Consider the following 20,900-nt stretch of genomic DNA (forward strand, 5'->3'; position numbering starts at 1 on the left):
CCTCAGTGTCCCAGCCGCGGCGCATGCGTCAACTACAGGGTGTAGTGGGGACCGGCGAGGGCGTCTAGCTCCGCGGTGTCAGGCGTGCCGAGATCGGCCCCTTCGCGACCGTCGTGAACGGCACGTCGACCGGAAAGTCGTCGCTCAACGACTGAACCTTCATGGACCGGATGATGGTGGCCAACGCGAGGGTCGTCTCCAACCGCGCGAAGTGTTCACCGATGCACGAACGCGCCCCGCCGGCGAACGGGACGAAGTGCCAGCGCTCGCGTCGCGCTGAGTTCTCCGGGCTGAACCGGTCGGGATCGAAGACCAGCGGGTCCTCCCACAGGGCGGGATCCCGGTGCAGCGCATAGATTCCCACGGCCAGCAGCGTCCCGGCCGGAACGCGGTAGCCGCCGACCGCGATGTCGCGCACCGCCAACCGCCCCACCCCCGCCGCCGGCGGGCACAGCCGCAACGCCTCGTGGAACACCTGCACCGTGTAGCCGAGCCGCGGCACGTCGTCGGGGGTCAGCTCGCGATCACCGATCTCAGCGACCTCTGCGGCCACCCGATCCTGGAGTTCGGGATGGTGTCCCAGCGCCCACAACGCGTACGTGAGCGCCGTCGCGGTCGTGTCGTGGCCCGCCAGGATGAAGATCAGCAGGTCGTTGGAAATGTCGGCGTCGGAGATCGGCTGCCCGGTCTCGGGGTCGGTGGCCGCGAGCAAGGCATGAACGAGGGGTGCGTCACGCGTCGGATCCGCCCGGCATGCCCGCAGAATGTCGTCGGTGACCTCGCGCATCGCCGAAACGGCCGCCCGAGCGCGGCGCCGCGCAGGCGTCGGCAACCACCGCGGCGCACGCACCGGCCGTAGCGCCCGATCGGCGGTATAGGAGGACGCGACGTGCATGTGTTCGGCAATCACGTCCGCGCGTTCGTTGAGGTCGATGCCCAGCACCGAACGGCCGAGCGACTGCATGGTCAGCCTGCGGCACTCGACGTCGAGGTCGACGTCGCCGCCGTCGCGCCAGTGCTCGACGAACGTCTGGGCCGCCCGGGACATGTGGCCGCCGAAGCTGCGAACGTTCTGCTTGGTGAACACCGGTTGCAATGCCCGCTTGCGTGGGCGCCATTGCTCGTTGGGCAGGACGAAGAGGCTGTCCCCTGCCGCGTTCTGGACCTCCTCGTGGACGATGCATCGCTCCGAGAAGGCGTCGTTTCGCCCCAGTACGTCGCGGATTCCGTCCGGTGAGAAGACCGCCACCAGCGGGGGAATCAACCATTTCGGTCCGTATTGCACCCGGGTGATCGAGCCGCCCGCGTCGCGCAACACCTCCTGCCCCGCGTCGAGGTTGCGTACCGCCTTCAGCAATTGTCCGATGGACAGCGGATTCCTCGGCACCAGCGGCAATGCCCCGACGTCGGGCGTTGCGACCATGGTGTCGCCGGCTTGTTGGGGGTTGGGCGGTTCGACGATGTGGCTGCTCCAATTCACGCGAGTGTCAGTCCAGCTTGCATCGCCGAACGCTACGTCGCCGGCTTAAGCGCAAAGACGGGGTGGTCGGCGTCGTCGGGCAACTGGCGCCAGTAGCCGTCGACGATCTTGCCCGCCTTCGGCTTGTAGGCGGCAATGATCGGAGCGCGCTGCTCGACGGGTACCTCAGCCGCGACGTATCCGACCTTGCCGACCAGCACGTTGGGATCGGCGCGGACGTTGCGCACCCACTCGGTTTCGCCGCGGGTGGACACCAGGTACTTCACCCCGCCGACCTCGGAGACGACGACGGGAATCTGCTGCGGCTGCTTGCTGACCCGTCCGGTGACCGTCAGCGTCTCGCTGTGGCCGATGCCGGTGGCCATCGCGATCTTGTTGAAGACGGCGCGGGTGAACCATGGAGGCTTGAGGTAGGCCATGACATACGAGTCTGGTGGTTTCCATGCAACTGCCGCAATGGCTGGCCCGGTTCAATCGGCGCGTGGGCGCGTGGCACCGTTGACGAGGCCCCGGACCGGGTCTTCGGCCGAACCGCCTGCGACGAACAGCAACTCGTCGCCCGCCTCGAGTACGTCGTCGGGCTGCGGCAGGATGACCTTGCCGGCCCGAACCACGATGGCCAGCGCGCTGTTCGACGGCAACACCAACTCCCGCACCTGCTGACCGACGAGCGGGCTGTCGTCGGGCAGTGTCAGTTTCTCCAGGTTCACCTGGCCCTGCCTCAGTCCCATCAACCGCACCAGGTGGCCGATGTCGATGGCACCCTCGATTGCCGCGACCATGGCGAGCGGTGTGGAGGCGGCGACGTCGACGCCCCAGGCCTCGGTGAACAGCCATTCGTTGCGCAATTCGTTGACGCGTGCCACCACCCTGTCCACCGCGAACTCGGTCTTCGCCAGCATGGCCGTCGTGAGGTTCACCTTGTCGTCGCCCGTCGCGGCGATCACCACGTCGCACGTCTCCACTCCGGCCTCCTCGAGTGAGGACAGTTCGCAGGCATCGGCAAGCAGCCAATCCGCTTCGGGAACCGACTGAGGTTCGTAGTGCGACGGGTTGCGCTCGATGAGCAAGACCTTGTGGCCGTCGTCGAGCAGTTCCTGAGCGACGGATCGGCCGACCGCTCCAGCACCCGCGACGGCGATGCGCATCGCGCCGCCCTCCGCACCCCGCCGGTGCTCGTCCGGACGCGCCGAGATGCGGGCGGACCGTCTTCTGACTCGGAACACGAAGTCATACTGACCCATGCGGCGACCTCGGGAGCCCGGTCACGTCAAACCTACGCACGCCCGAACGGTGGGGAAATGAGCTTGCAGCAGCTGTACCTGGCGCTGCTCGCCGGTGGGGTCGTGCTGCTGACCAGCATCATCGCGACCCGGGTGGCCACCAGGGTCGGGTTGCCCAGCCTGCTGCTGTTCCTCGGCGTCGGTGTCCTGCTCGGCGAGGACGGGCTGGGGCTGGAGTTCGACGACGTTCAATTGGCCCGGGATCTCGGCACCGTCGCGCTGGCCGTCATCCTCGTCGAAGGCGGCCTGACGACGCGGTTCGCCGACGTGCGCAGCGTGCTGGCACCCGCCGCTGTACTAGCCACCTTCGGCGTAGGCGTCAGCATGGTCGTGACGGCTGCGGGGGCGAACCTGTTGCTCGGCATCGACTGGCAACTCGCCTTGCTGCTCGGCGCGATCGTGTCCTCCACCGACGCCGCCGCCGTGTTCTCGGTATTGCGGGTGTTGCCGTTGCCACGGCGCGTCGCCGGGTTGCTCGAAGCGGAGTCCGGCTTCAACGATGCGCCTGCCGTCATCCTCGTGCTCATGTTCAGCGTGATGCCGCTCGAACTGGCGCCGGTGCACGCGTTCGCCGAGTTGGTCTACGAGCTGGGCGTCGGCGCAGCCATCGGTGTGGCCTGCGGGCTGCTCGGGGCAATGACGTTGCGCCGCATCGCCCTTCCCGCCTCCGGCCTCTACCCCCTGGCGATCTTCGGCCTCGCGATGGTCGCCTTCGCCGCGGCGGGGACGGTCCATGCCAGCGGCTTCCTCGCCTCGTACGTGGCCGCCTTGATCCTCGCCAATTCCGGACTGCCCCACCGCTCCGCCACGCGGTCGTTCGCGGAAGGACTCGGCTGGCTCGCCCAGATCGGGCTGTTCGTCCTCCTCGGCCTGCTGGTCGACCCGAGTGAACTCCGCCACGAACTGGTGCCGGCGATCGTGATCGGTCTGGTGTTGCTGCTGCTCGCCCGGCCGCTGTCGGTCTTCGCCTCGCTGGCCGGGTTCCGGGTTCGGTGGCGGGAGCAGATCTTCCTGTCGTGGGCCGGCCTGCGTGGCGCGGTCCCGATCGTGTTGGCGACGTTTCCGATCGTCGCAGGTGTCGCCGGCAGCAGTCGACTCCTCAACATCGTGTTCATCCTGGTGGTGGTGTTCACCCTGATTCAAGGGCCAAGCCTGCGGCCGATCGCCCACCGACTGGGACTGATACCGCGGGACGCCACCCGCGAGATCCAGGTGGAGTCAGCGCCGTTGGACGTTTTGGAGGCCGATCTCCTGACGATGACGGTGCTGCCGAAGTCCCGGCTGCACAACGTCTCGGTGCTCGAACTGCGCCTACCCGATCCCAGTGTGATCACGCTGATCATCCGGGATGGCCACACATTCGTGCCGCAGCCCGATACGCGCATCGCGGTCGGCGACGAACTGCTCATCGTGACGACCAGCAAGACGCGCGCGGCAGCCGAGCGCAGGCTGCGTGCCGTCAGCCGCCGCGGCAAACTCGCCTACTGGTTCGACGAGTACGGCGAACCCGACTGACGGTGCCGCGTCACTCCAGGGTGAGCGTCGGCCGCATCGCCAGCTCGTCGGCACGCGAGGTGTCCTTGAGCTCGACACCGGAGCGGCCCAACTGGCGCGCACCGGCAATGAGGCTCGCCACCACGCGGGCGGCGTCGGCGTAGCCGAGGCCTTCTGGCGGGTGGATGTTGGAGATGCAGTTGCGGTCCGCGTCGGTGCGGCCGGGCCGCGGCAGGTGGGTGAGATAGATCCCGAGGCTGTCGGCGACCGACAACCCGGGCCGTTCCCCGATGACGACCAGCAGCGTGCGGGCACCCATGCGCTCCCCGATGTGGTCGCCGAGCGCGACACGCGCCTGAGTGGCGATGACCGGCACGCCGATCGAATACCGCTCCCCCAGCACCGCCACCAGTGCGGTCAGCAGGCCGACGCCGTGCGCGGTCAGGGCACGGGGTGACAGCCCGTCGGCCAGGACCACGCCGATGTCCGCCTCGCCGGCGGGCACCGACTCCAGGCTCGCGGGCAACCGGCCGAGGTCGGGCCGGCGCAGATACTCGCTGCGGCCGTCGGCCTGGCTTGCGACGACGGCTGGCTCGCCGATGCCAACCGCCGCAACCCTTTCCGCGAACGCTGCCACGTCGAGCGGGATGTGCACGGCGTCGCGCGCGGCCGCGTGGGCCACGCTGAACTCCAGCACCCGGGTGGTCGGCAGGGCATTGCCGGCACGGCCGAGGCCGATGCGCGATTGGGTCGTCAGCCGCAGCCGGTCCCAGAACTCTTGCGCCGCTGGGCTTGTCACGCGCCGACCCTGCCGGTCAATGCGCGCAACGGGGACTGGTCGACCTCGACCGGCATCACGCGGCCGTTCGCGTCGCTCATCCCGAGACCGCGCAGCCACGCCTCGAACTCAGGCGCGGGCCGCAACCCGAGCACCTGGCGGGCGTAGAGCACGTCGTGAAACGACAGGCTCTGGTAGCCCAGCATCACGTCGTCGGCGCCCGGCACGGCGATGACGAACGCGACGCCTGCGGCGGCAAGCAGGGTGACCAGGACGTCCATGTCGTCCTGGTCCGCTTCGGCGTGGTTGGTGTAGCAGACGTCGACGCCCATCGGCAGGCCCAGGAGCTTGCCGCAGAAGTGGTCCTCGAGGCCCGCGCGCACGATTTGCTTTCCGTCATAGAGGTATTCGGGCCCGATGAAACCGACGACGGTGTTGACCAGCAGCGGCTCGAGGTCCCGCGCGACCGCGTACGCCCTGGTCTCCAACGTCTGCTGGTCGACGGGCAGGCCGCCCATGCCAAGGTGCGCACCGGAACTCAGCGCCGACCCCTGCCCCGTCTCCAGGTACATCACGTTGTCGCCGACGGTGCCCCGGTTCAGCGACCGTCCTGCGGCCAATCCCTCGCGCAGCAGCGCGATGTCGACGCCGAACGCCGAGTTGGCGCCCTGCGTGCCTGCCACCGACTGGAAGACCAGATCGACGGGGGCGCCGCGCTCGATCAACTCGATGGTGGTGGTGACGTGTGACAACACGCACGACTGCGCCGGGATGTCGTAGCGCATGCGGATGTCGTCGAGCAGCATCAGCAGATCGGCCGTGGCCTCCGGCGAATCGGTCGCAGGGTTGATGCCGATGACGGCGTCGCCGCAGCCCAGCAGCAACCCGTCGAGCGTCGCCGCGGCGATGCCGCGGGGGTCGTCGGTCGGATGGTTGGGCTGCAGCCGGGTGGCCAGCGTTCCCGGCAGTCCGACGGTGGTGCGGAAGGCCGACGTCACCGTCATCGCGCGGGCGACCGCGATGAGGTCCTGGTTGCGCATGATCTTGCTGACCGCAGCGGCCATTTCGGGGGTGAGCGCCCGCGAGACTCCGGCGAGACTTGCGGCAGCGGCCAACGGATCGGGCCCGGCGGCGACGTCGAGCAGCCAGTCGCGCAGGCCGCCGACCGTCAGATGCGAAATCCGTTGAAACGCAACGCGATCGTGGGTGTCGATGATGAGGCGGGTGACCTCGTCGTCCTCGTACGGGACCACCATCTCCTCGAGGAACACGTCCAGGCCCGTGTCGGCGAGCGCCCATTGCGCGGCCGCACGTTCGGCGTCTGAGGACGCCGCGCAGCCCGCGAGTTGGTCGCCGGACCGCAGCGGCGTGGCCTTGGCCATCAACTCCACCAGGCCGTTGAAGGCATACGTCATCCCGCCCGCGTGTACGGTGTGCTGCTTCAAGCGGGGACCGGTCATGCCAGGTCCTGGGAGTCGGCTACCACCCCCGGAGGGTAGGACCGCGTTGTAACGCGGCCGGGTGGGCACGATGACCGCAGTGTTACGTGCATTTCGTTCACCGGCTGACGCGAGGTTCAGGCCTGCCATCGCAGGGGCTCGCCTTCGCCCTTCGTCATCACGGTGCCGGGCATCACGCGGAGCCGGTACGGCGCCAGCCGCAGTGCGGCGAACTGCTCGGAGGTGGGGCCGTCGCTCCACATCGGGATGATGTGCGGGTCGTAGCCGACCGGCTCGGGGCCGTTGGCGAACTTGTCCCACACGGTCTTTCGCGTGTCATCGTCCATGTACAGCTGCGCGGTGCACTCGGCGCTGCAAGTGTCGTGAGTGGTGGTCCAGTAGCTCACCGCGACCTCGGGATGGGCGTGCAGATGCGCATGCTTCAGCGGCGTGGGCACCGTCGCGACCCAGCCGATCAGGTCGGTGCCGTCCCACTCCCAGATCGGGTGCAGGATGCGGCTGCGTGGCTTGCCGTCGCGGTCGACGGTGGTGACCGACGCCCAGACGATCGAGTGGGCCATGTCGACGAACGCGGGCGCGATGTGCTCGAGGGAAGACATCCGCCCAGCCTAGGAATTGACGCGAGTCGAGTCACGCCGGGCGCGCACACCACTACTCGTCGACCATGCCCTTTTCTCGCTTGCCCATCGTGTCCTCGCGCTTGACGCCACCGTCGGCGCTGACCTCGCCGTACTTCGGGTTGCCGTCGTCGTCGAGCCAGTCGTTGACGGCGGTGCCCGCGACGGTCCCGGCAGTGCCGGGCATGGTGACCGTTGGGCGTTCTTCCTCGTAGCTGTCCTTCATCCGCTTGGCCTCGGCCAGGTGCTCGTCGGTGACGTCCGGCTTCGGGGTGCGGTCCTGCTGTTGTTGGTCTTGCTGTTGTTCTGTAGCCATGACGATGGGCTGCCCGAATGTGTGACCTACGAAACAGTGCCAGCTAAACCGGCGCGGCGCGCAGGACGGCCGGCAGGCTGGGCAGGAAGTGCCTCGTTGCAAACGCACGGATGTCGTCGGCGGTGTCCAGCGGTTGTGTGCTGGGAAGTAGCAGCACCATTGCCGCATAGCGCAGGATCGTGTCGGCGAGGTCGTTGACGGCCTGCGCGCCGATCCGGTCGGCGAAACCGCTGGGGAAGATCACCCGCAGCGCCTCGGCCATCCGTTCGGTCACCGCGCCGTAGTGCCGGTGCATGAGCTCCAGCGCCATGGCCGGCTCATCGGTGATCATCTGGTTGAGCACCCGGTGGCGACGGAACCGCAGGATCGACGCGGTGAACGCCTCGACGTAGTAATTCGATTGCGGCCCTGCATGCTTCAGCTCTTCGGCGATGTCCGCGTAGAGGACGGCGTTCTCCCGCTCGATGACCGCGGCCATCAGGTCGTCGCGGTTGGCGAAGCGGCGGTAGATGGTGGTCCGGCTGACACCGGCTCGCCGCGCGACGTCGTCGAGGGCGACCCGGCGCACACCGTGCCGCTCGAACTCGAACAGTGCCGCGTCGAGGATGCTCTCCTGCGGATCAGCCGCGCGCATAGCCTGCCTGCGCGAACGTGTTGTAGCGCAGCCGCATCGGCAACCGATCCCACGCCCAGTTCACCAGACGCGTCCGCCACAGCGCAGCGAACGCCTGGTAGGCCTTCTCCTTGCCGGGACTCCATGGCAGCCCCAGCAGGTCGCGGGCGCGTGGCGGCATGCCGCCGGTGGTGAGGAACGCGGCCACCGGGTTGAACACCGGCGCCGCCAGGCGCCACGCCAGCGGCGACACGCCCTTCGGGCGCGGGAAGCCCTTGGTGACGTAGCCGACGCCGTACTTCGCGGTCGGGTGGGCGACGACGATCTCGTCCATCATCCGGTCCCAATACCGTTGGAACTCCGAGTAATTCGCGGGCATCGGCCGTTCACTGACGCCGTAGCGGCGGTACCAGGTCTTGGATTCGAGGTAGATCTGTTCCTTCTCGGCCTCGGTCAGACGCTTCACGAACGTGTCGGCGAAGTACAGCACCTGCTCGACGAACGTGGCGTGCGCCCAGTAGTAGGTATCCGGGTCCAGTGCGTGGTAGCGGCTGCCGTCCGGCATGTCGCCCTTGATGTCGCGGTGGAAGTCGCGGACCCGGTGACCCTCACCGTCGTCCTCGGACCCGTACACCGTCATCATGATCGGCGGGATCGACCGCTTGACCCGGGCCGCGGTATCGGAGAAGAACACCGAGTGGTCGAGCACGCCTTGGCCCAGTTCGGCGAGCATGTTCTGCAGGACCGCCGGACGCGGCCCGATCAGGTACATCCGGTTGTCGCCGAAGTATCGCCACACCAGCGACTCCGGCCCCAAGGGCAATGCGTCCGCTTGCTGCGGATTCTCGGCGAGTTCGGTCATGAGAGACAGTGTTACAGATTTCGCACTTTGTACCAACGCGATGTGGCGAGCACCACAGTCGACGCCGCTCAACCCCAGGTCAAGGGGTCGAGCCGCAGGTAGAACGTCAGGCGGTCGTCGTCGATGGACGGCGGATATCCCGCGTCGAGGACGTCTCGCGCTACGCGGGCGAGGTCGCCGTAGGTGTCGCCGACGTTGGCGAGCAGCAGCGCGAGATCGGCATGAGGGTCCGCGACACCGAGGCGCCCCAGGTCGATGAAACCGCTGAACCGGCCGCCGTCGACCAGCAGATTGGGCAGGCACAGATCACCGTGGCAGACGACGCGGTCGTGCTGCTCCTGCTGCCGACGCGCCTCGGCTTCGGCTTCGACACGCTCGAGCAGTGCCGCCGCGGCGACGGCCTTGTCGTCGTCGGGCAGGAAGTCGGGGTTGACCGCGTCACGGCTCACGACGTCGCGCGCCAACTCGAGCATGGTGTCCAGGTCGCGGCGGAACGGGCATTCCTCACCCGTGATGTCGTGCAATGCGCGCACCGAGTCGGCGATCGATGGCCACGCCCGGCTGAAGTCATCCGGCGAGAGTTGGTCCGCGGGCACTCCGGCGACGGCCGTCATGACGAGCCGTGCGCCGTGTTCCGTTGCGCGCCAATCCAGTACGGCTGGTGTCGGCAGTCCGCGGCCGTGCGCCCACGCGATGCGGTCGCGCTCGGCGGCGAGGACGTCGACTTGGTCCGGCCCAACGACCTTCGCGTAGCGCAGGCCGTCGGCACTTCGGAACACCTCGGCGCCGGACTCGCCGCGAGTGACCGGGTGCCAGCTAGCCACGGCGCAGGTGCGCCACACCGATCACGATCAACACGCCGGCGACGGTGAGAAACAGCAGCGACAGTGTGATGAGCGTCGGGTCGTAGACCATCGAGGTCTTGGACGGCTCGCCGGGAATGACGGGCGCGACGTCGGCCGTCGACTTCGCCGCCAGCCAGCTCAGCACGGACCCGACCAATGCCGCAGCCGCAAGCACCAATTCGATGATCGCGCGGAGCCTGCTGCTCACGGTGTCGACTCCTCCACCAGCGAGGTCAACGCCGCACGCAGTTCACGGTGCCTGCGCGCCCAGGCCTGCGCGGTGCGGTCGCTGGTGAGCTTGAGGCCGATCCCCGTCCGCCCCCGAGGCACGCCGGTCAGCTCGCCCAAGGCGCGCGCCGACTGCCACTTCGGCGCCTCGGCGCCCTCGGCCTCCGGATAGACCCTGACGATCTCCACGATGCGGATGGTCTCGGCGCCCTGGCGCAGGTATTCGCGGGTGAGTTCGACCGACGTGTGGATGCGCGCGGCCTTGACCTGAATGGCCAGGAATCCCGTGACGAGGACCAGGAAGATCAGCGGCACCCACGGCTGCGGCCCGTATCCACTCGAGATCTGAATGGCCAACATCGCCAGGCCCGCCCCGGGCCCGGCCAGCAGCCACAGCTTGGACGCGCCCGGTTCGCTGAACAGGATCTCGTCCTCCTGCGTCGTCGCTTCCTCGCTCACCGGCCTGCCTCGAACCACTCCTGGGCCGGCCCGCGCTGCATCAGCACCGAACCGGTGATCATCAGGATCATGATCACCGCGACGAAGAGGATGCCCAGCAGCGAAGAGCCAAACAGCAGCAATACCGTCAGCAGTGCCACCGTGGCCATGGCCAGGCCCACGCCCGCTCTGGCGAAGCGCCCGTTCTGCCTGCGCGCGCGGCCCGCGAGGTACCCATGCGCCAATCCCACGATCGCCAACAACACTCCGACGATTCGAAAGAACGGCGCAATGCTTGCCGACTGTTGAGTCGCCATCAACATGCCGAAGGCGACGAGGAGGACGGCCGCGGCGAGCCAACACCAGAAAGCGCCGTCGACGATGCGGGGCCGACCCGACGGCATTGGCGGCGTTGCTGACATGGTCGGGTCAGACTACTGGACCCGCCGAAAGCGGCTTCCGTCCTGCCCCCGCGACTCATCGGGCGAAGAAGTCCTGCGCGTCCTTGCGATGCAGCAGGTACACACCGCCGGCGATCAGCACCGAACCGACGATCGCCGTCACCGCGTAGACGAACGCGGCCACCCCCGGACGGTCGACGGTGAACAGGCTGTTGACGGCGTAGACAATCGTGGTCGCGGCGCCGCCGGTGAGCAGTGTGCGCGCCCAGCGGTAGCCGTGCCGCATCAGGAACAGAAAGGTCAGCACGACGGCCGCAACGACGACCAGGAACACCCCCGAAATCGCGTACACGAACCACGACTGCGACTTCTCCGGAGCGGCGACCAGATCGACGACGTCGCCGATCACCATCAGCGGCAGCGCGATCAGCCAGAGCCAGAAGCCGGTGTCGACGTCCGCTGGTCGCGGCACCTCGGTGGGATGCCGCCCGCCGGGCGGCTCGGTTGGATGTCGCCGGCCGGGCGGCTCCGGCCTCACGCCAGCCAGGCGGCGACGTCGGCCGCCCAGTACGTCAGCACGATGTCGGCGCCCGCGCGCCGGATCCCGGTCAGCGTCTCCAGTGCGACGGTGCGCAGGTCGATCCAGCCGTTCGCCGCGGCGGCGCAGATCATCGAGTACTCCCCGGAGACCTGGTAGGCGGCGACCGGCACGGGCGACACGTCGGCCGCAGCGCGCACGATGTCGAGATAGCTCATCGCGGGCTTGACCATGATGATGTCGGCGCCCTCGTCGATGTCCAACTCGATCTCGTGCACCGCCTCGCGGGCGTTGCCCGCTTCCTGCTGGTACGTGCGCCGGTCACCCTGCAGGCTGGACGACACCGCTTCGCGGAAGGGGCCGTAGAAGCCCGATGCGAACTTCGCGGCGTAGGCCAGGATCAGCACGTCGGCATGGCCCGCGGCGTCCAAGCCGTCCCGGATGGCGGCCACCTGCCCGTCCATCATTCCGCTCGGGCCCACCACGCGGACACCCGAATCCGCTTGCGCCACGGCCAATTCGACATACCGGGCGTTGGTGGCGTCGTTGTCGACGCGGCCGGACGCGTCGATGATGCCGCAGTGTCCGTGGTCGGTGAATTCGTCGAGGCACGTGTCGGCCATGAGCACGGTGGCGTCACCGAGGTCGGCGGCCAGGTCGCGCAGTGCCACGTTGAGGATGCCGTCCTCGGCAACCCCGACGGATCCGCTGGCGTCCTTGTCCTCGTCGCGCGGCACCCCGAACAGCATGAGCCCGCCGACGCCCGCGGCGACGGCCTCGGCGGCCGCCTTGCGCAGCGATTCACGGGTGTGCTGCACCACGCCGGGCATCGACGCGATGGGCCGCGGCTCGTCGATGCCGTCGGCGACGAACATCGGCAGCACCAAATGCCTTGGCTCCAAGGACGTTTGGGCTACCAGCCGCCGCAGGGCCGGAGTGGAGCGCAGTCGGCGGGGCCGCTGTCTGGGAAAGGCCACGACTGTGACTCTAGCGGCGACGGCTCTTCTTGCGCGGCGGCGGCAGGGCACCCTCGGCACGCAGCCGGGCGGCGTGCTCGGCGAGCGCCTCGACCAGCGGACCCACCGCAGCGGTCTCCGGCTGCACGTCGACGCGCAGCCCGAACTCAGCAGCGGTCTCGGCGGTCTTGGGCCCGATGCACGCGACGATGGTCCGTGCGTGCGGCTTGCCCGCGATGCCGACCAGGTTGCGCACCGTCGAGCTCGAGGTGAAGCAGACCGCGTCGAATCCACCGGTCTTGATCATCTCGCGGGTCTGCGCGGGAGGCGGCGCGGCGCGCACCGTCCGGTAGGCCGTGACGTCCTCGATCTCCCAGCCGCGCTCGCGCAGCCCCTCTGCCAGCGTCTCGGTGGCAATGTCGGCCCGCGGCAACAGAACTCGGTTGACGGGATCGAAGATGTCGTCGTAGGGCGGGAATTCGTCCAGCAGGCCCAGCGAGCTCTGCTCGCCGATGGGCACCAGTTCGGGATTGATGCCGAATGCCCGGACCCGGTCGGCAGTGGCCTGACCGACGCACGCGATGCGCACACCCGAGAAGGCACGCGCGTCGAGGCCGAACTCGTTGAACTTCTCCCACACCGCGCGCACGGCGTTGGTGGAGGTGAACACCACCCACTGGAACCGGCCGTCGACCAATCCCTTGACGGCACGCTCCATCTGCGCCGGGCTGCGGGGCGGCTCGACGGCGATGGTCGGCACCTCGATGGGCAGGGCGCCATGCGACACCAGCTTGTCGCTCATCTCGCCTGCCTGGTCCTTGGTGCGCGGCACCAGCACGGTCCAGCCGTACAGCGCCCGGCTCTCCCACCAGTTCAGCTTCGCCCGGTTGGTCACGGTCTTGCCGATCGTGACGACCAGAGGCCCGGCCAGCGGGCCCGCCGGCTCCGCGCCGGCCAGCGTCGCCTTGTCGAGCAGGCCGGCCAGCGTGGTCTCCACCGACCGCTGCTGGCAAGTGGTTCCGTTGGCAGTGACCACACACGGCGTGCTGTCGGTCAATCCGTACTCGATGAGCGTGCGGGCGGCATCGGGCAGATGCGTCGCGGTCGCGTGCAGGATCAGCGGTCCAGGGGCCGCGGCCAGCGCGGCCCAGTCGACGTCGCCGCGCACGTCGGCCACGGTGTGCGACGAGCCGAGCGGCAGCCCTGCGTACGTCGGCACCGCCGTCGTCGCGGGCAGCCCCGGCACGATCTCGAAGTGAGTCTGGGTGCGCGACACCGCGTTCACCTCGGTGGTGACGGCGTCCACCGACAGCGGGTCACCGGCCACCAGGCGGACCACGTCCGCGCCGTTGCGGGCCTCGTTGACCAGAACCTTGGCGACTTCGACCGGATCGCCGAGTGCGGGCCGCACGTCGACTCCATTCGGGAAGGCGGGCGTCGCCTCTGGCGTGTCCGCGCCCGCTGCGTCGTCGGAAGCCTTGGCCGCTTCTGCCGGTCCCGACGGCGGAGGCAGCTCGGTGCCGACGATGGCCAGCACCGCCTCCGGTACGTCGGGATCGGTGAATACCAATGCCGCGTTGGCCAGCACCGTGCGTGCGCGGGTCGTCAAAAGCCCAAGATCGCCAGGCCCGGAACCCACGAACGTGATGCGGCCGGGCTTGTGCTTACGCCCTCGGGTCGTCATCCTTCACTCCCGCTTTCAGTCCGCTGCACCAACACATCCCGCGCCCCCAGTTCGAACAACTCCGCGGCCACGGAGAGCCCCAGCTCCCGTGCCCGATCGGGTGTCCCGATACCGGACGCCCGGATCACGTCGGATCCGTCCAACGCCGCCACGCAGCCGCGCAGCGACAGTTCCAAGAAGACGTGACCCTCCTCGTCGATGGATTCGACCACTTCCGCGATCGCACCCACAGGCGCGGAGCAACCCGCCTCCAGTTCGGCGAGCAGGGTCCGCTCGGCAGTGACCGCGGCACGCGTGTCGGGGTCGTCCATCTCCCCCAGCAGCGCGGCGAGCCCAGAGTCACCCGCGCGACATTCCACCGCGAGCGCCCCCTGAGCCGGTGCCGGCAACATCTGCACTGGCTCGAGGCTCTCGGTGACATCGCCGAGCCGTCCGATACGGGCCAACCCCGCTCGGGCGACGACGACGCCGTCGAGATCACCGCTACTTACCCTGTTCAACCTGGTGTCTAGGTTGCCTCGTAGGGGGCGAATTTCCAAACCCAGACCCAGTGCTCTAAGCTGCGCGGCCCTGCGCGGGCTCGAGGTGCCGATCACCGAACCCGACGGCAACTCCCCAAGCACCATCCCGTCGCGCGCCACCAAGGCGTCCCTTGGGTCTTCGCGCTGGGGAATCGCCGCGATGACGAACCGGTCGTCGGGCGCGGTCGGCAAATCCTTGTAGGAGTGCACGGCCATGTCGACGCGGCCGTCGTCGATGGCCTCGCGCAGCGCGGCGGTGAACACCCCCACACCGATGTCGGCGATGGGCGCACTGGACCGGTCACCCTCGGTGGAGATGATGACGAGTTCGGCGGGATGCCCCTTGGCGATCAACGCGTCGCGGATGACACCGGCCTGGGTGGTCGCCAAGAGGCTTCCCCTGGTGCCGATCCGGATGGCCGTCTCGCGCATGGTCGTGGCCAAGTGTTACTCGGTTTTGTCCAAGTCGGGCCGGGATCCCAAGATGGCATCGCCTGTGACGAAATCGCTTACCGGCAAGGGCAATTCGCCAGCGGCAACGGCATCGACGGCTTGCGGGTCGAGCTCGAACAGCTCGCGAAGGGCCTCGGCGTAACTGTCCCCGCCCGGTGCGCTGGCGAGTTGCTTCACCCGCACCGTCGGGGCATGCAGAAGCTTGTCGACCACCCGACGAACGGTGCGGGCGACCTCGTCACGGTGCGCGGAGTCCAGCCCCGGCAGCCGGTTGTCCAGGCGCAGCAGCTCGGCCTCGACGACGTCGGCGGCCCGCTGGCGCAGCGCCGTCACGGTCGGGGTGACCTCCGCCATGCGCTGTCCGGCAAGGTAGTTGGCAACCTCGGCAGCAACGATCGCACGGGCGGCCTCGGCATCGGATGCGGCGGCACGGGCCGTCGGCTCCCGCTGAATGCGGTCCATGTCGACGACGTAGACGCCAGGCAACCCGGCCACCGCCGGGTCGACGTCGCGGGGCATGCCGAGGTCGCAGATCACCAGTTGCTTGCGCTGCTGGCCGTAGGCCAAGCCGCGGTGGACGTCGGCCAGCGACACCACCGGGCGCACCGCGCCGGTGCACGAGACGACCACGTCGGCGTCGGTGAGTACCGGCGGGAGGTGGTCGAACGGGAAGGCGTCGGCGTCGACGCCCTGGTCACGCAGGTTCTGGACCAGCCGCTCGGCGCGCGGCAACGAGCGGTTCACCACGTGGACCCGGCCGATGCCCGCCCGCACGAGATGCGCGGCCGCGAGCGCGCCCATGGCGCCCGCACCGACGACGGCGGCGTTGCGGCCGGCCAGTCCGCCAAGATTCTTCTCGGCCATGTCCAGCGCGACGGACACCACGGAGGCGCCTGCCGCGTCGATACCGGTCTCCGAGTGCACGCGCTTGCCCACGGACAGCGCGCGTTGGGCCAGTTCGTGCAGCGTGCGTCCGACCGTCTGGTTCGACTCGGCAGTGGCGTAGGCGCGGCGTACCTGGCCGAGCACCTGCTGCTCACCGATCACGGCGGAGTCCAGGCCGCTCGCCACCGAGAACAGGTGCTCGACGGCGGCTTCGGCGTAGCGCACGTAGGCGTACTTGGTGAGGTCGCCCAGCGACATGCCGGAATGTTCGGCAAGTACCTGCCCGATCACCGAAAGGCCGCCGTGGAACGCCTCGACCACGGCGTAGATCTCGACCCGGTTGCAGGTGGACAGCACCATCGCCTCGGTCACCAGCGATGACTGCAAAAGCTGGTCCACGATCTTCGCTTGATCGGACTCGTCGGTGCTCAACTGCTCCAGCACGGACACCGGGGCACTGCGGTGCGAAACCCCGAATAATAGAACGCTCATGGCCTCGTCACCACGTCACAAAGGTAGCTGCTGAGCAGCCCCTCAGCCAAATTCACGAGTCACCCGGCAGCGAGATCGGCCCGCAGCCGCGGCTCGTCGATCTCCCAGTAGCTGTGCTCGCGTCCGTCGAGCAGCACCACCGGCAGCCGGTCGCCGTATTCGGCCCGCAGCCCCGGATCTCCGGCCGCCGCCGCGGCATCCACGTCGGTGGCCGCGAAGTCGAAGCCCAACTCCTCGGCCAGCCCGGCCAATCGGTCGCGGGCCCGCTCGCACAGACTGCACCCGGCGCGGGTCAGCAGTACGACTTGATGCGTCACGCTCACGATTATCCCGTGACCTAATGTTGAACCGTGCCCGAGTCCGGTGACATCGCAGCCCAGGGGGGTTCCGAGGTCCTCATCGACGAACACGGGGTACTCGCCGAGGCGTCGACCCCGCCCCCGCCGCCCCCGCCCGACCTGACGGCGGCCGCGTTCTTCGACGTCGACAACACGCTCGTGCAGGGCTCCTCGCTGGTGCACTTCGCCCGTGGCCTCGCCGCCAGGAAGTACTTCACCTACGGCGATCTCGCCCGGTTCGGCTACGCGCAGGCCAAGTTTCAGCTCACCGGCAAGGAGAACAGCGACGACGTCGCGGCGGGCAGGCGCAAGGCGCTGGCCTTCATCGAGGGCAGGCCCACCGCCGAACTCGCTGCGCTCGGCGAGGAGATCTACGACGAGATCATCGCCGACAAGATCTGGTCAGGCACACGCGCGCTGGCCCAGATGCACCTCGATGCGGGCCAACAGGTCTGGCTCGTCACCGCGACGCCCTACGAGCTGGCTGCCACCATCGCCACGAAGCTCGGGCTGACCGGCGCGCTCGGCACCGTCGCCGAATCGGTCGACGGGGTGTTCACCGGCCGCCTGGTCGGTGAAATCCTGCACGGCGCAGGCAAGGCGCACGCCGTTCGGTCGCTGGCCATTCGGGAAGGCCTCAACCTCCGGCGCTGCACCGCCTACTCGGACAGCTTCAACGACGTTCCGATGTTGTCGCTGGTCGGCACGGCCGTGGCCATCAATCCCGATGCCGCACTGCGTGACCTTGCCCGGGAGCGCGGCTGGGAAATCCGCGACTTCCGCACGGCGCGGAAGGCCGCCCGCGTCGGGGTACCGTCGGCGCTGGCCCTCGGTGCGCTGGGCGGCGCGCTGGCCGCCGTGGTGTCCCGCCGTCAGAGCGGACACTGAGCGAACGCTGATAGTCTCAGCCGCCGAACCACCGGAAACGCCGAGCGGGAAGTACATCCGACCATGAGCATCGCCGCAGACATCATCGGGACCCACTTTCGGTATCCGGACTACTTCGAAGTCGACCGCGAGAAGGTTCGCGAGTTCGCGCGCGCGGTGAAGGACGATCATCCCGCCCACTACTCCGAGGATGCGGCCGCCGAGTGCGGTTACGACACGCTGATCGCCTCATTGACGTTCGTCGCGGTGGCCGGACGCCGGGTGCAGGCCGAGATCTTCAACCAGTTCGACGTCCCCGTCGACATGGAACGCGTCCTGCACCGCGACCAGAAGCTGGTGTTCCACCGCCCGATCGTCGCCGGCGACAAGCTGTGGTTCGACTCGTACCTGGACTCGGTGATCGAGTCGCACGGCGCCATTCTCACCGAGGTTCGCGGCGAGGTGACGGACGACGAGGGCAACCCGGTGCTCACCAGCGTCGTGACAATTCTCGGCGAGGCGTCGCATCCCGACGAGGCGGATGAAATCACCGCGCAGATCGCGTCGGCGCGAGATGCGGCCCTGCAGAAGATGATTGCTGGGCAAAGCCGAACCAAGGGCGAGTAAGCCCGGCCGCCCGCTAGCCCAAGAAGGCGTTTCTGCGGTTGGCGAGCAACTGGTACAGCGTCTGCTGGATGGTCTCGCGGACCTGATCGGTCAGCTCGAAGGTGACCATTGGATCGTCGGCCGCCGACTCGTCGTAGTCGTCGGTCGGGATGGGCTCGCCGAACTGGATGTGCCACTTGGACGGCATCGGGATCAGCCCGGCCGCGCCCGCAAGCGGGAACAGCGGCGTCACCGGGAAGTACGGCAGACCGAACAGTCTGGCGAGCACCTTGACGTCGGCGATCATCGGGTAGATCTCCTCCGACCCGACGATCGAGCACGGCACGATCGGCGCCTTGGCCTGCAGAGCCGCCGCGACGAATCCGCCGCGGCCGAACCGTTGCAGCTTGTAGCGGTCGCGGAACGGCTTGCCAAGACCCTTGTAGCCCTCGGGGAACACGGCGGTCAGCTCGCCTGCGACCAGCAGCCGGTGAGCGTCGGCCGCGCAGGCCATGGTGTGCCCGGCCTTGCGGGCAGCCTGACCGATCATCGGGAAGTCGAAGACCATGTCGGCGGCCAGCAGCCGCAGATCACGATGGGCGGGATGTTCGTCGTGCACGGCCACCGACGCCATCAATCCGTCGAACGGCAGCACGCCCGCGTGGTTGGCCACGATGAGCGCCGCACCGGTCTCCGGCAGGTTCTCGATGCCGCTCACCTCGACCCGGAACCAGGACTTGAAGAACACTCTCAGCAAAGGAAGAAAGATTGCGCTGTTGAGGTGTGGGTCGAAGCCGAACTCGTCGACGGTGTAGTCACCCGACATCCGTTTGCGGACGAATTCGGCGACCGCGGCGATGCGTTGCGCCAACTCGTTGGGACCGTCGTTGCCCGCCTGCGAGCCCGACACCGAACTGCGACGCTCGTCGATCTCGTGGACCACCGCGGCCATTTGCTCGGCCGACGCACGGGTTCCGGGATCGACTAGTAGCGACGGATGTCGACGGGCACTCTCGGCCCGCACGGCTGCCCGTCGCTGAGCCGACGATCGGCCCGGATTCGAGTGCAGCGGAATGACTTTCGCTTTTGAATCGCCCGGCACTTCGTTACCTTCTCCCCACCCAACCAAGGTATTGCTTAATGTCCCCACCGCTGCGCCGCCGCCACGGCGCGATATTCCACAGAGCGTACCCATTCCGGGTTGACGATCGGCGTCAATCCGCGACCACGGACGTAATCGTCGAAAGCCTCCGCGGTCGTCCACTTCGGGTTATAGCCTAGGTCGTTACGCATCCGCGCGGTGTCCATGACCCGGCCGTAACTCACGTAGTTCAACTGCTCACGGTCGAGTTCACTGTAGCGAGTTGCTCGGCTCAGCGAATCCAAGGCGGCCAGCGCGAACCTCGGTGCCGGCAGCGGAATCCGGCCCGATCGGCGGATCGCCTGCGACATCATGATGATCCCGGACGCGCCGATGTTGAAGGTGCCGGCCCGGCCCGCCATGGTCGCCCGCTCCAGCGCGCCCAGGGCGTCCTGTTCGTGCAGGAGCTGCAGACGCGCGTCGTGCCCGAGCACCGTCGGCACCACCGGACCCGCCAGATATCTCGACAGGGCGGTGTCCATCGCCGGACCGATCATGTTGGCCAGCCGCAGAATCGTGACCGCTATGTCCGACCGTCGCCTGCCCAGCCCGCGCGCGTAACCCTCGATGTCGATGCTGTCGCGGGCGAAGCCCTCCCCCGGAGGTCGACGCGCGCTGCCGTCCTCGGTGAACATCACCGGGTCGCGTGCACTCGAGCCGTACACCTCGGAGGTGGACTTGAGCACCACCCGGCGCACCGACGGAGCCTTCTGGCATGCCGCGAAGAGCTGAATCGCGCCCATCACGTTCTGCTCCTTGAGCGCCGCGCGCCCACCGGAGCGCGGCGCGTAGGAAGCCGCCGCCGCGTGCACCACGGTGTCGACGTCACCGTTGCGGATCACCTTGGCGATGAACGGATTGCGGATGTCGGCCCTGACGAACTCGGCGCGTCCCATTCGACGCAGCAGGTCCTTGCTCGGCGCGATGGCATCCACGGCGATGACGTGGTTGATCAGTGGATTCTGGGCGAGCCGGGCGACCAGGTAGCCGCCGAGGAACCGACATGCACCAGTGACCAAGACGACCTTGGGGTAGTGCACGGTGTCCGCGGAGTCAGATCCTCCGCCGGAATTCGCGCCTTGCGGCGGCCGACCCGTGGCATCCATCCGGTCAGCCTATCGGCTGGAGGCGAAGGCTACTTGCCAAGTTTTCTGCGTTGCACCCGCGTGCGACGAAGCAGCTTGCGGTGCTTCTTCTTAGACATGCGCTTGCGTCGCTTCTTGATGACTGAACCCATGAACTCCACTACCTAGCCACATCCGAGACCACGATGGCCACGACCCGGTTACCTTACCCGGCCAGCCTCCGTGGAATGAAAACGCCTCCGTGCGCGCAGGGCCTAACCCGCGTCGAAGTACGACGTCTCCAGCAGGTCGTGCACCGCCTTGGCGTGCACGCGGAACGACCGACCGACCCGGACAGCCGGCAGTTCGCCGTTGTGAACCAATCGGTACACCGTCATCTTGCTTACCCTCATCAAACTCGCCACTTCGGCGACCGTGAGGAATTGAGCTCTTGGCGGTTGACCATCGCCGGCTGCGGCATCGCGTGCCGACTTTCCGCCAGACGAATCCCGTGCCGATGGCCCGTTCATAGACGTCATC

Annotated in this window: 26 protein-coding genes; 3 read left to right on the forward strand and 23 right to left on the reverse strand. The window is 68.2% G+C overall.

Going from position 1 to position 20,900, the window contains the following annotated elements:
- Positions 1-64: 64 nt before the first annotated feature.
- The 3 genes from N536_RS0136050 to N536_RS0136060 all read right to left on the reverse strand — a co-directional run bounded on the left by N536_RS0136050 (position 65) and on the right by N536_RS0136060 (position 2,628).
- Positions 65-1,423, reverse strand: a complete 1,359-nt coding sequence (locus N536_RS0136050) for a cytochrome P450 (RefSeq protein ID WP_029118044.1) — start codon at positions 1,421-1,423, stop codon at positions 65-67.
- An 89-nt stretch (positions 1,424-1,512) separates the two neighbouring features.
- Entirely contained in the window at positions 1,513-1,899 is a 387-nt protein-coding gene (locus N536_RS0136055; protein ID WP_029118045.1) for a nitroreductase/quinone reductase family protein, read from the reverse strand.
- Between the two features lie 51 nt (positions 1,900-1,950).
- On the reverse strand, positions 1,951-2,628 hold the full coding sequence (locus N536_RS0136060; protein ID WP_029118046.1) for a TrkA family potassium uptake protein: 678 nt from the start codon (positions 2,626-2,628) through the stop codon (positions 1,951-1,953).
- A 153-nt stretch (positions 2,629-2,781) separates the two neighbouring features.
- Between N536_RS0136060 and N536_RS0136065 the strand changes: the two genes are divergently transcribed.
- On the forward strand, positions 2,782-4,278 hold the full coding sequence (locus N536_RS0136065) for a potassium/proton antiporter (RefSeq protein ID WP_029118047.1): 1,497 nt from the start codon (positions 2,782-2,784) through the stop codon (positions 4,276-4,278).
- A 10-nt stretch (positions 4,279-4,288) separates the two neighbouring features.
- Here the strand turns inward: N536_RS0136065 and eutC are convergent, their stop codons facing one another.
- The 16 genes from eutC to N536_RS0136145 all read right to left on the reverse strand — a co-directional run bounded on the left by eutC (position 4,289) and on the right by N536_RS0136145 (position 16,661).
- The gene (gene eutC, locus N536_RS0136070) at positions 4,289-5,056 is read right to left on the reverse strand and encodes an ethanolamine ammonia-lyase subunit EutC (RefSeq protein WP_029118048.1); all 768 of its coding nucleotides are present in this window, start codon (positions 5,054-5,056) and stop codon (positions 4,289-4,291) included.
- Positions 5,053-6,495: an ethanolamine ammonia-lyase subunit EutB gene (locus N536_RS0136075; RefSeq protein WP_231514737.1), complete on the reverse strand. Its 1,443-nt coding sequence runs from the start codon at positions 6,493-6,495 to the stop codon at positions 5,053-5,055. Before N536_RS0136075 ends, eutC begins: the two co-directional genes overlap by 4 nt.
- Before the next feature lie 116 nt (positions 6,496-6,611).
- Positions 6,612-7,094 (reverse strand): pyridoxamine 5'-phosphate oxidase family protein, encoded by a 483-nt coding sequence (locus N536_RS0136080; RefSeq protein WP_029118050.1) that lies wholly within the window; start codon positions 7,092-7,094, stop codon positions 6,612-6,614.
- Between the two features lie 52 nt (positions 7,095-7,146).
- A complete protein-coding gene (locus tag N536_RS40530) occupies positions 7,147-7,428 on the reverse strand; it encodes a hypothetical protein (protein WP_051575026.1) in 282 nt (93 codons plus the stop codon).
- Between the two features lie 43 nt (positions 7,429-7,471).
- Positions 7,472-8,062 (reverse strand): TetR/AcrR family transcriptional regulator, encoded by a 591-nt coding sequence (locus N536_RS0136090; protein ID WP_029118051.1) that lies wholly within the window; start codon positions 8,060-8,062, stop codon positions 7,472-7,474.
- Positions 8,049-8,903: an oxygenase MpaB family protein gene (locus tag N536_RS0136095; RefSeq protein ID WP_029118052.1), complete on the reverse strand. Its 855-nt coding sequence runs from the start codon at positions 8,901-8,903 to the stop codon at positions 8,049-8,051. Before N536_RS0136095 ends, N536_RS0136090 begins: the two co-directional genes overlap by 14 nt.
- Before the next feature lie 68 nt (positions 8,904-8,971).
- Complete coding sequence (locus N536_RS0136100) at positions 8,972-9,745, reverse strand: APH(3'') family aminoglycoside O-phosphotransferase (protein WP_029118053.1); 774 nt, start codon at positions 9,743-9,745, stop codon at positions 8,972-8,974.
- Positions 9,720-9,956: a hypothetical protein gene (locus tag N536_RS0136105; RefSeq protein WP_029118054.1), complete on the reverse strand. Its 237-nt coding sequence runs from the start codon at positions 9,954-9,956 to the stop codon at positions 9,720-9,722. Before N536_RS0136105 ends, N536_RS0136100 begins: the two co-directional genes overlap by 26 nt.
- A complete protein-coding gene (locus N536_RS0136110; protein ID WP_029118055.1) occupies positions 9,953-10,435 on the reverse strand; it encodes a hypothetical protein in 483 nt (160 codons plus the stop codon). The genes N536_RS0136105 and N536_RS0136110 overlap by 4 nt, the downstream gene beginning before the upstream one ends.
- Positions 10,432-10,836 carry a hypothetical protein gene (locus N536_RS0136115; RefSeq protein WP_029118056.1) on the reverse strand — a complete coding sequence of 135 codons (405 nt, stop codon included), beginning with the start codon at positions 10,834-10,836 and terminating at the stop codon, positions 10,432-10,434. The genes N536_RS0136110 and N536_RS0136115 overlap by 4 nt, the downstream gene beginning before the upstream one ends.
- A 55-nt stretch (positions 10,837-10,891) precedes the next feature.
- Complete coding sequence (locus N536_RS0136120) at positions 10,892-11,287, reverse strand: hypothetical protein (protein WP_029118057.1); 396 nt, start codon at positions 11,285-11,287, stop codon at positions 10,892-10,894.
- Between the two features lie 62 nt (positions 11,288-11,349).
- The gene (gene hemB / locus N536_RS0136125; protein ID WP_029118058.1) at positions 11,350-12,330 is read right to left on the reverse strand and encodes a porphobilinogen synthase; all 981 of its coding nucleotides are present in this window, start codon (positions 12,328-12,330) and stop codon (positions 11,350-11,352) included.
- Between the two features lie 10 nt (positions 12,331-12,340).
- Positions 12,341-13,993: a bifunctional uroporphyrinogen-III C-methyltransferase/uroporphyrinogen-III synthase gene (locus N536_RS0136130; protein ID WP_029118059.1), complete on the reverse strand. Its 1,653-nt coding sequence runs from the start codon at positions 13,991-13,993 to the stop codon at positions 12,341-12,343.
- Positions 13,990-14,946: a hydroxymethylbilane synthase gene (gene hemC / locus N536_RS0136135; protein WP_036438935.1), complete on the reverse strand. Its 957-nt coding sequence runs from the start codon at positions 14,944-14,946 to the stop codon at positions 13,990-13,992. Before hemC ends, N536_RS0136130 begins: the two co-directional genes overlap by 4 nt.
- 15 nt (positions 14,947-14,961) lie before the next feature.
- On the reverse strand, positions 14,962-16,344 hold the full coding sequence (locus tag N536_RS0136140; RefSeq protein ID WP_029118061.1) for a glutamyl-tRNA reductase: 1,383 nt from the start codon (positions 16,342-16,344) through the stop codon (positions 14,962-14,964).
- Between the two features lie 59 nt (positions 16,345-16,403).
- Complete coding sequence (locus N536_RS0136145) at positions 16,404-16,661, reverse strand: glutaredoxin family protein (RefSeq protein ID WP_029118062.1); 258 nt, start codon at positions 16,659-16,661, stop codon at positions 16,404-16,406.
- An 81-nt stretch (positions 16,662-16,742) separates the two neighbouring features.
- Here N536_RS0136145 and N536_RS0136150 point away from each other — a divergent pair, with 81 nt between their 5' ends.
- Positions 16,743-17,570 (forward strand): HAD family phosphatase, encoded by an 828-nt coding sequence (locus N536_RS0136150; RefSeq protein WP_231514743.1) that lies wholly within the window; start codon positions 16,743-16,745, stop codon positions 17,568-17,570.
- Between the two features lie 63 nt (positions 17,571-17,633).
- Positions 17,634-18,176, forward strand: coding sequence for a MaoC family dehydratase N-terminal domain-containing protein (locus tag N536_RS0136155; protein WP_029118064.1), 543 nt, complete (start codon positions 17,634-17,636; stop codon positions 18,174-18,176).
- Between the two features lie 13 nt (positions 18,177-18,189).
- Here the strand turns inward: N536_RS0136155 and N536_RS0136160 are convergent, their stop codons facing one another.
- From N536_RS0136160 to N536_RS41135, 4 genes are all read right to left on the reverse strand, one after another.
- Positions 18,190-19,257, reverse strand: coding sequence for a lysophospholipid acyltransferase family protein (locus N536_RS0136160; protein ID WP_029118065.1), 1,068 nt, complete (start codon positions 19,255-19,257; stop codon positions 18,190-18,192).
- Between the two features lie 35 nt (positions 19,258-19,292).
- Positions 19,293-20,402, reverse strand: a complete 1,110-nt coding sequence (locus N536_RS0136165) for an SDR family oxidoreductase (protein WP_029118066.1) — start codon at positions 20,400-20,402, stop codon at positions 19,293-19,295.
- Between the two features lie 29 nt (positions 20,403-20,431).
- A complete protein-coding gene (locus tag N536_RS41965) occupies positions 20,432-20,533 on the reverse strand; it encodes a 30S ribosomal protein bS22 (RefSeq protein WP_003402602.1) in 102 nt (33 codons plus the stop codon).
- 102 nt (positions 20,534-20,635) lie between these two features.
- Entirely contained in the window at positions 20,636-20,899 is a 264-nt protein-coding gene (locus tag N536_RS41135; RefSeq protein ID WP_029118067.1) for a helix-turn-helix domain-containing protein, read from the reverse strand.
- Position 20,900: the final 1 nt, after the last annotated feature.

The organism is Mycobacterium sp. URHB0044 (genome assembly GCF_000620625.1).
Taxonomy (GTDB): domain Bacteria; phylum Actinomycetota; class Actinomycetes; order Mycobacteriales; family Mycobacteriaceae; genus Mycobacterium.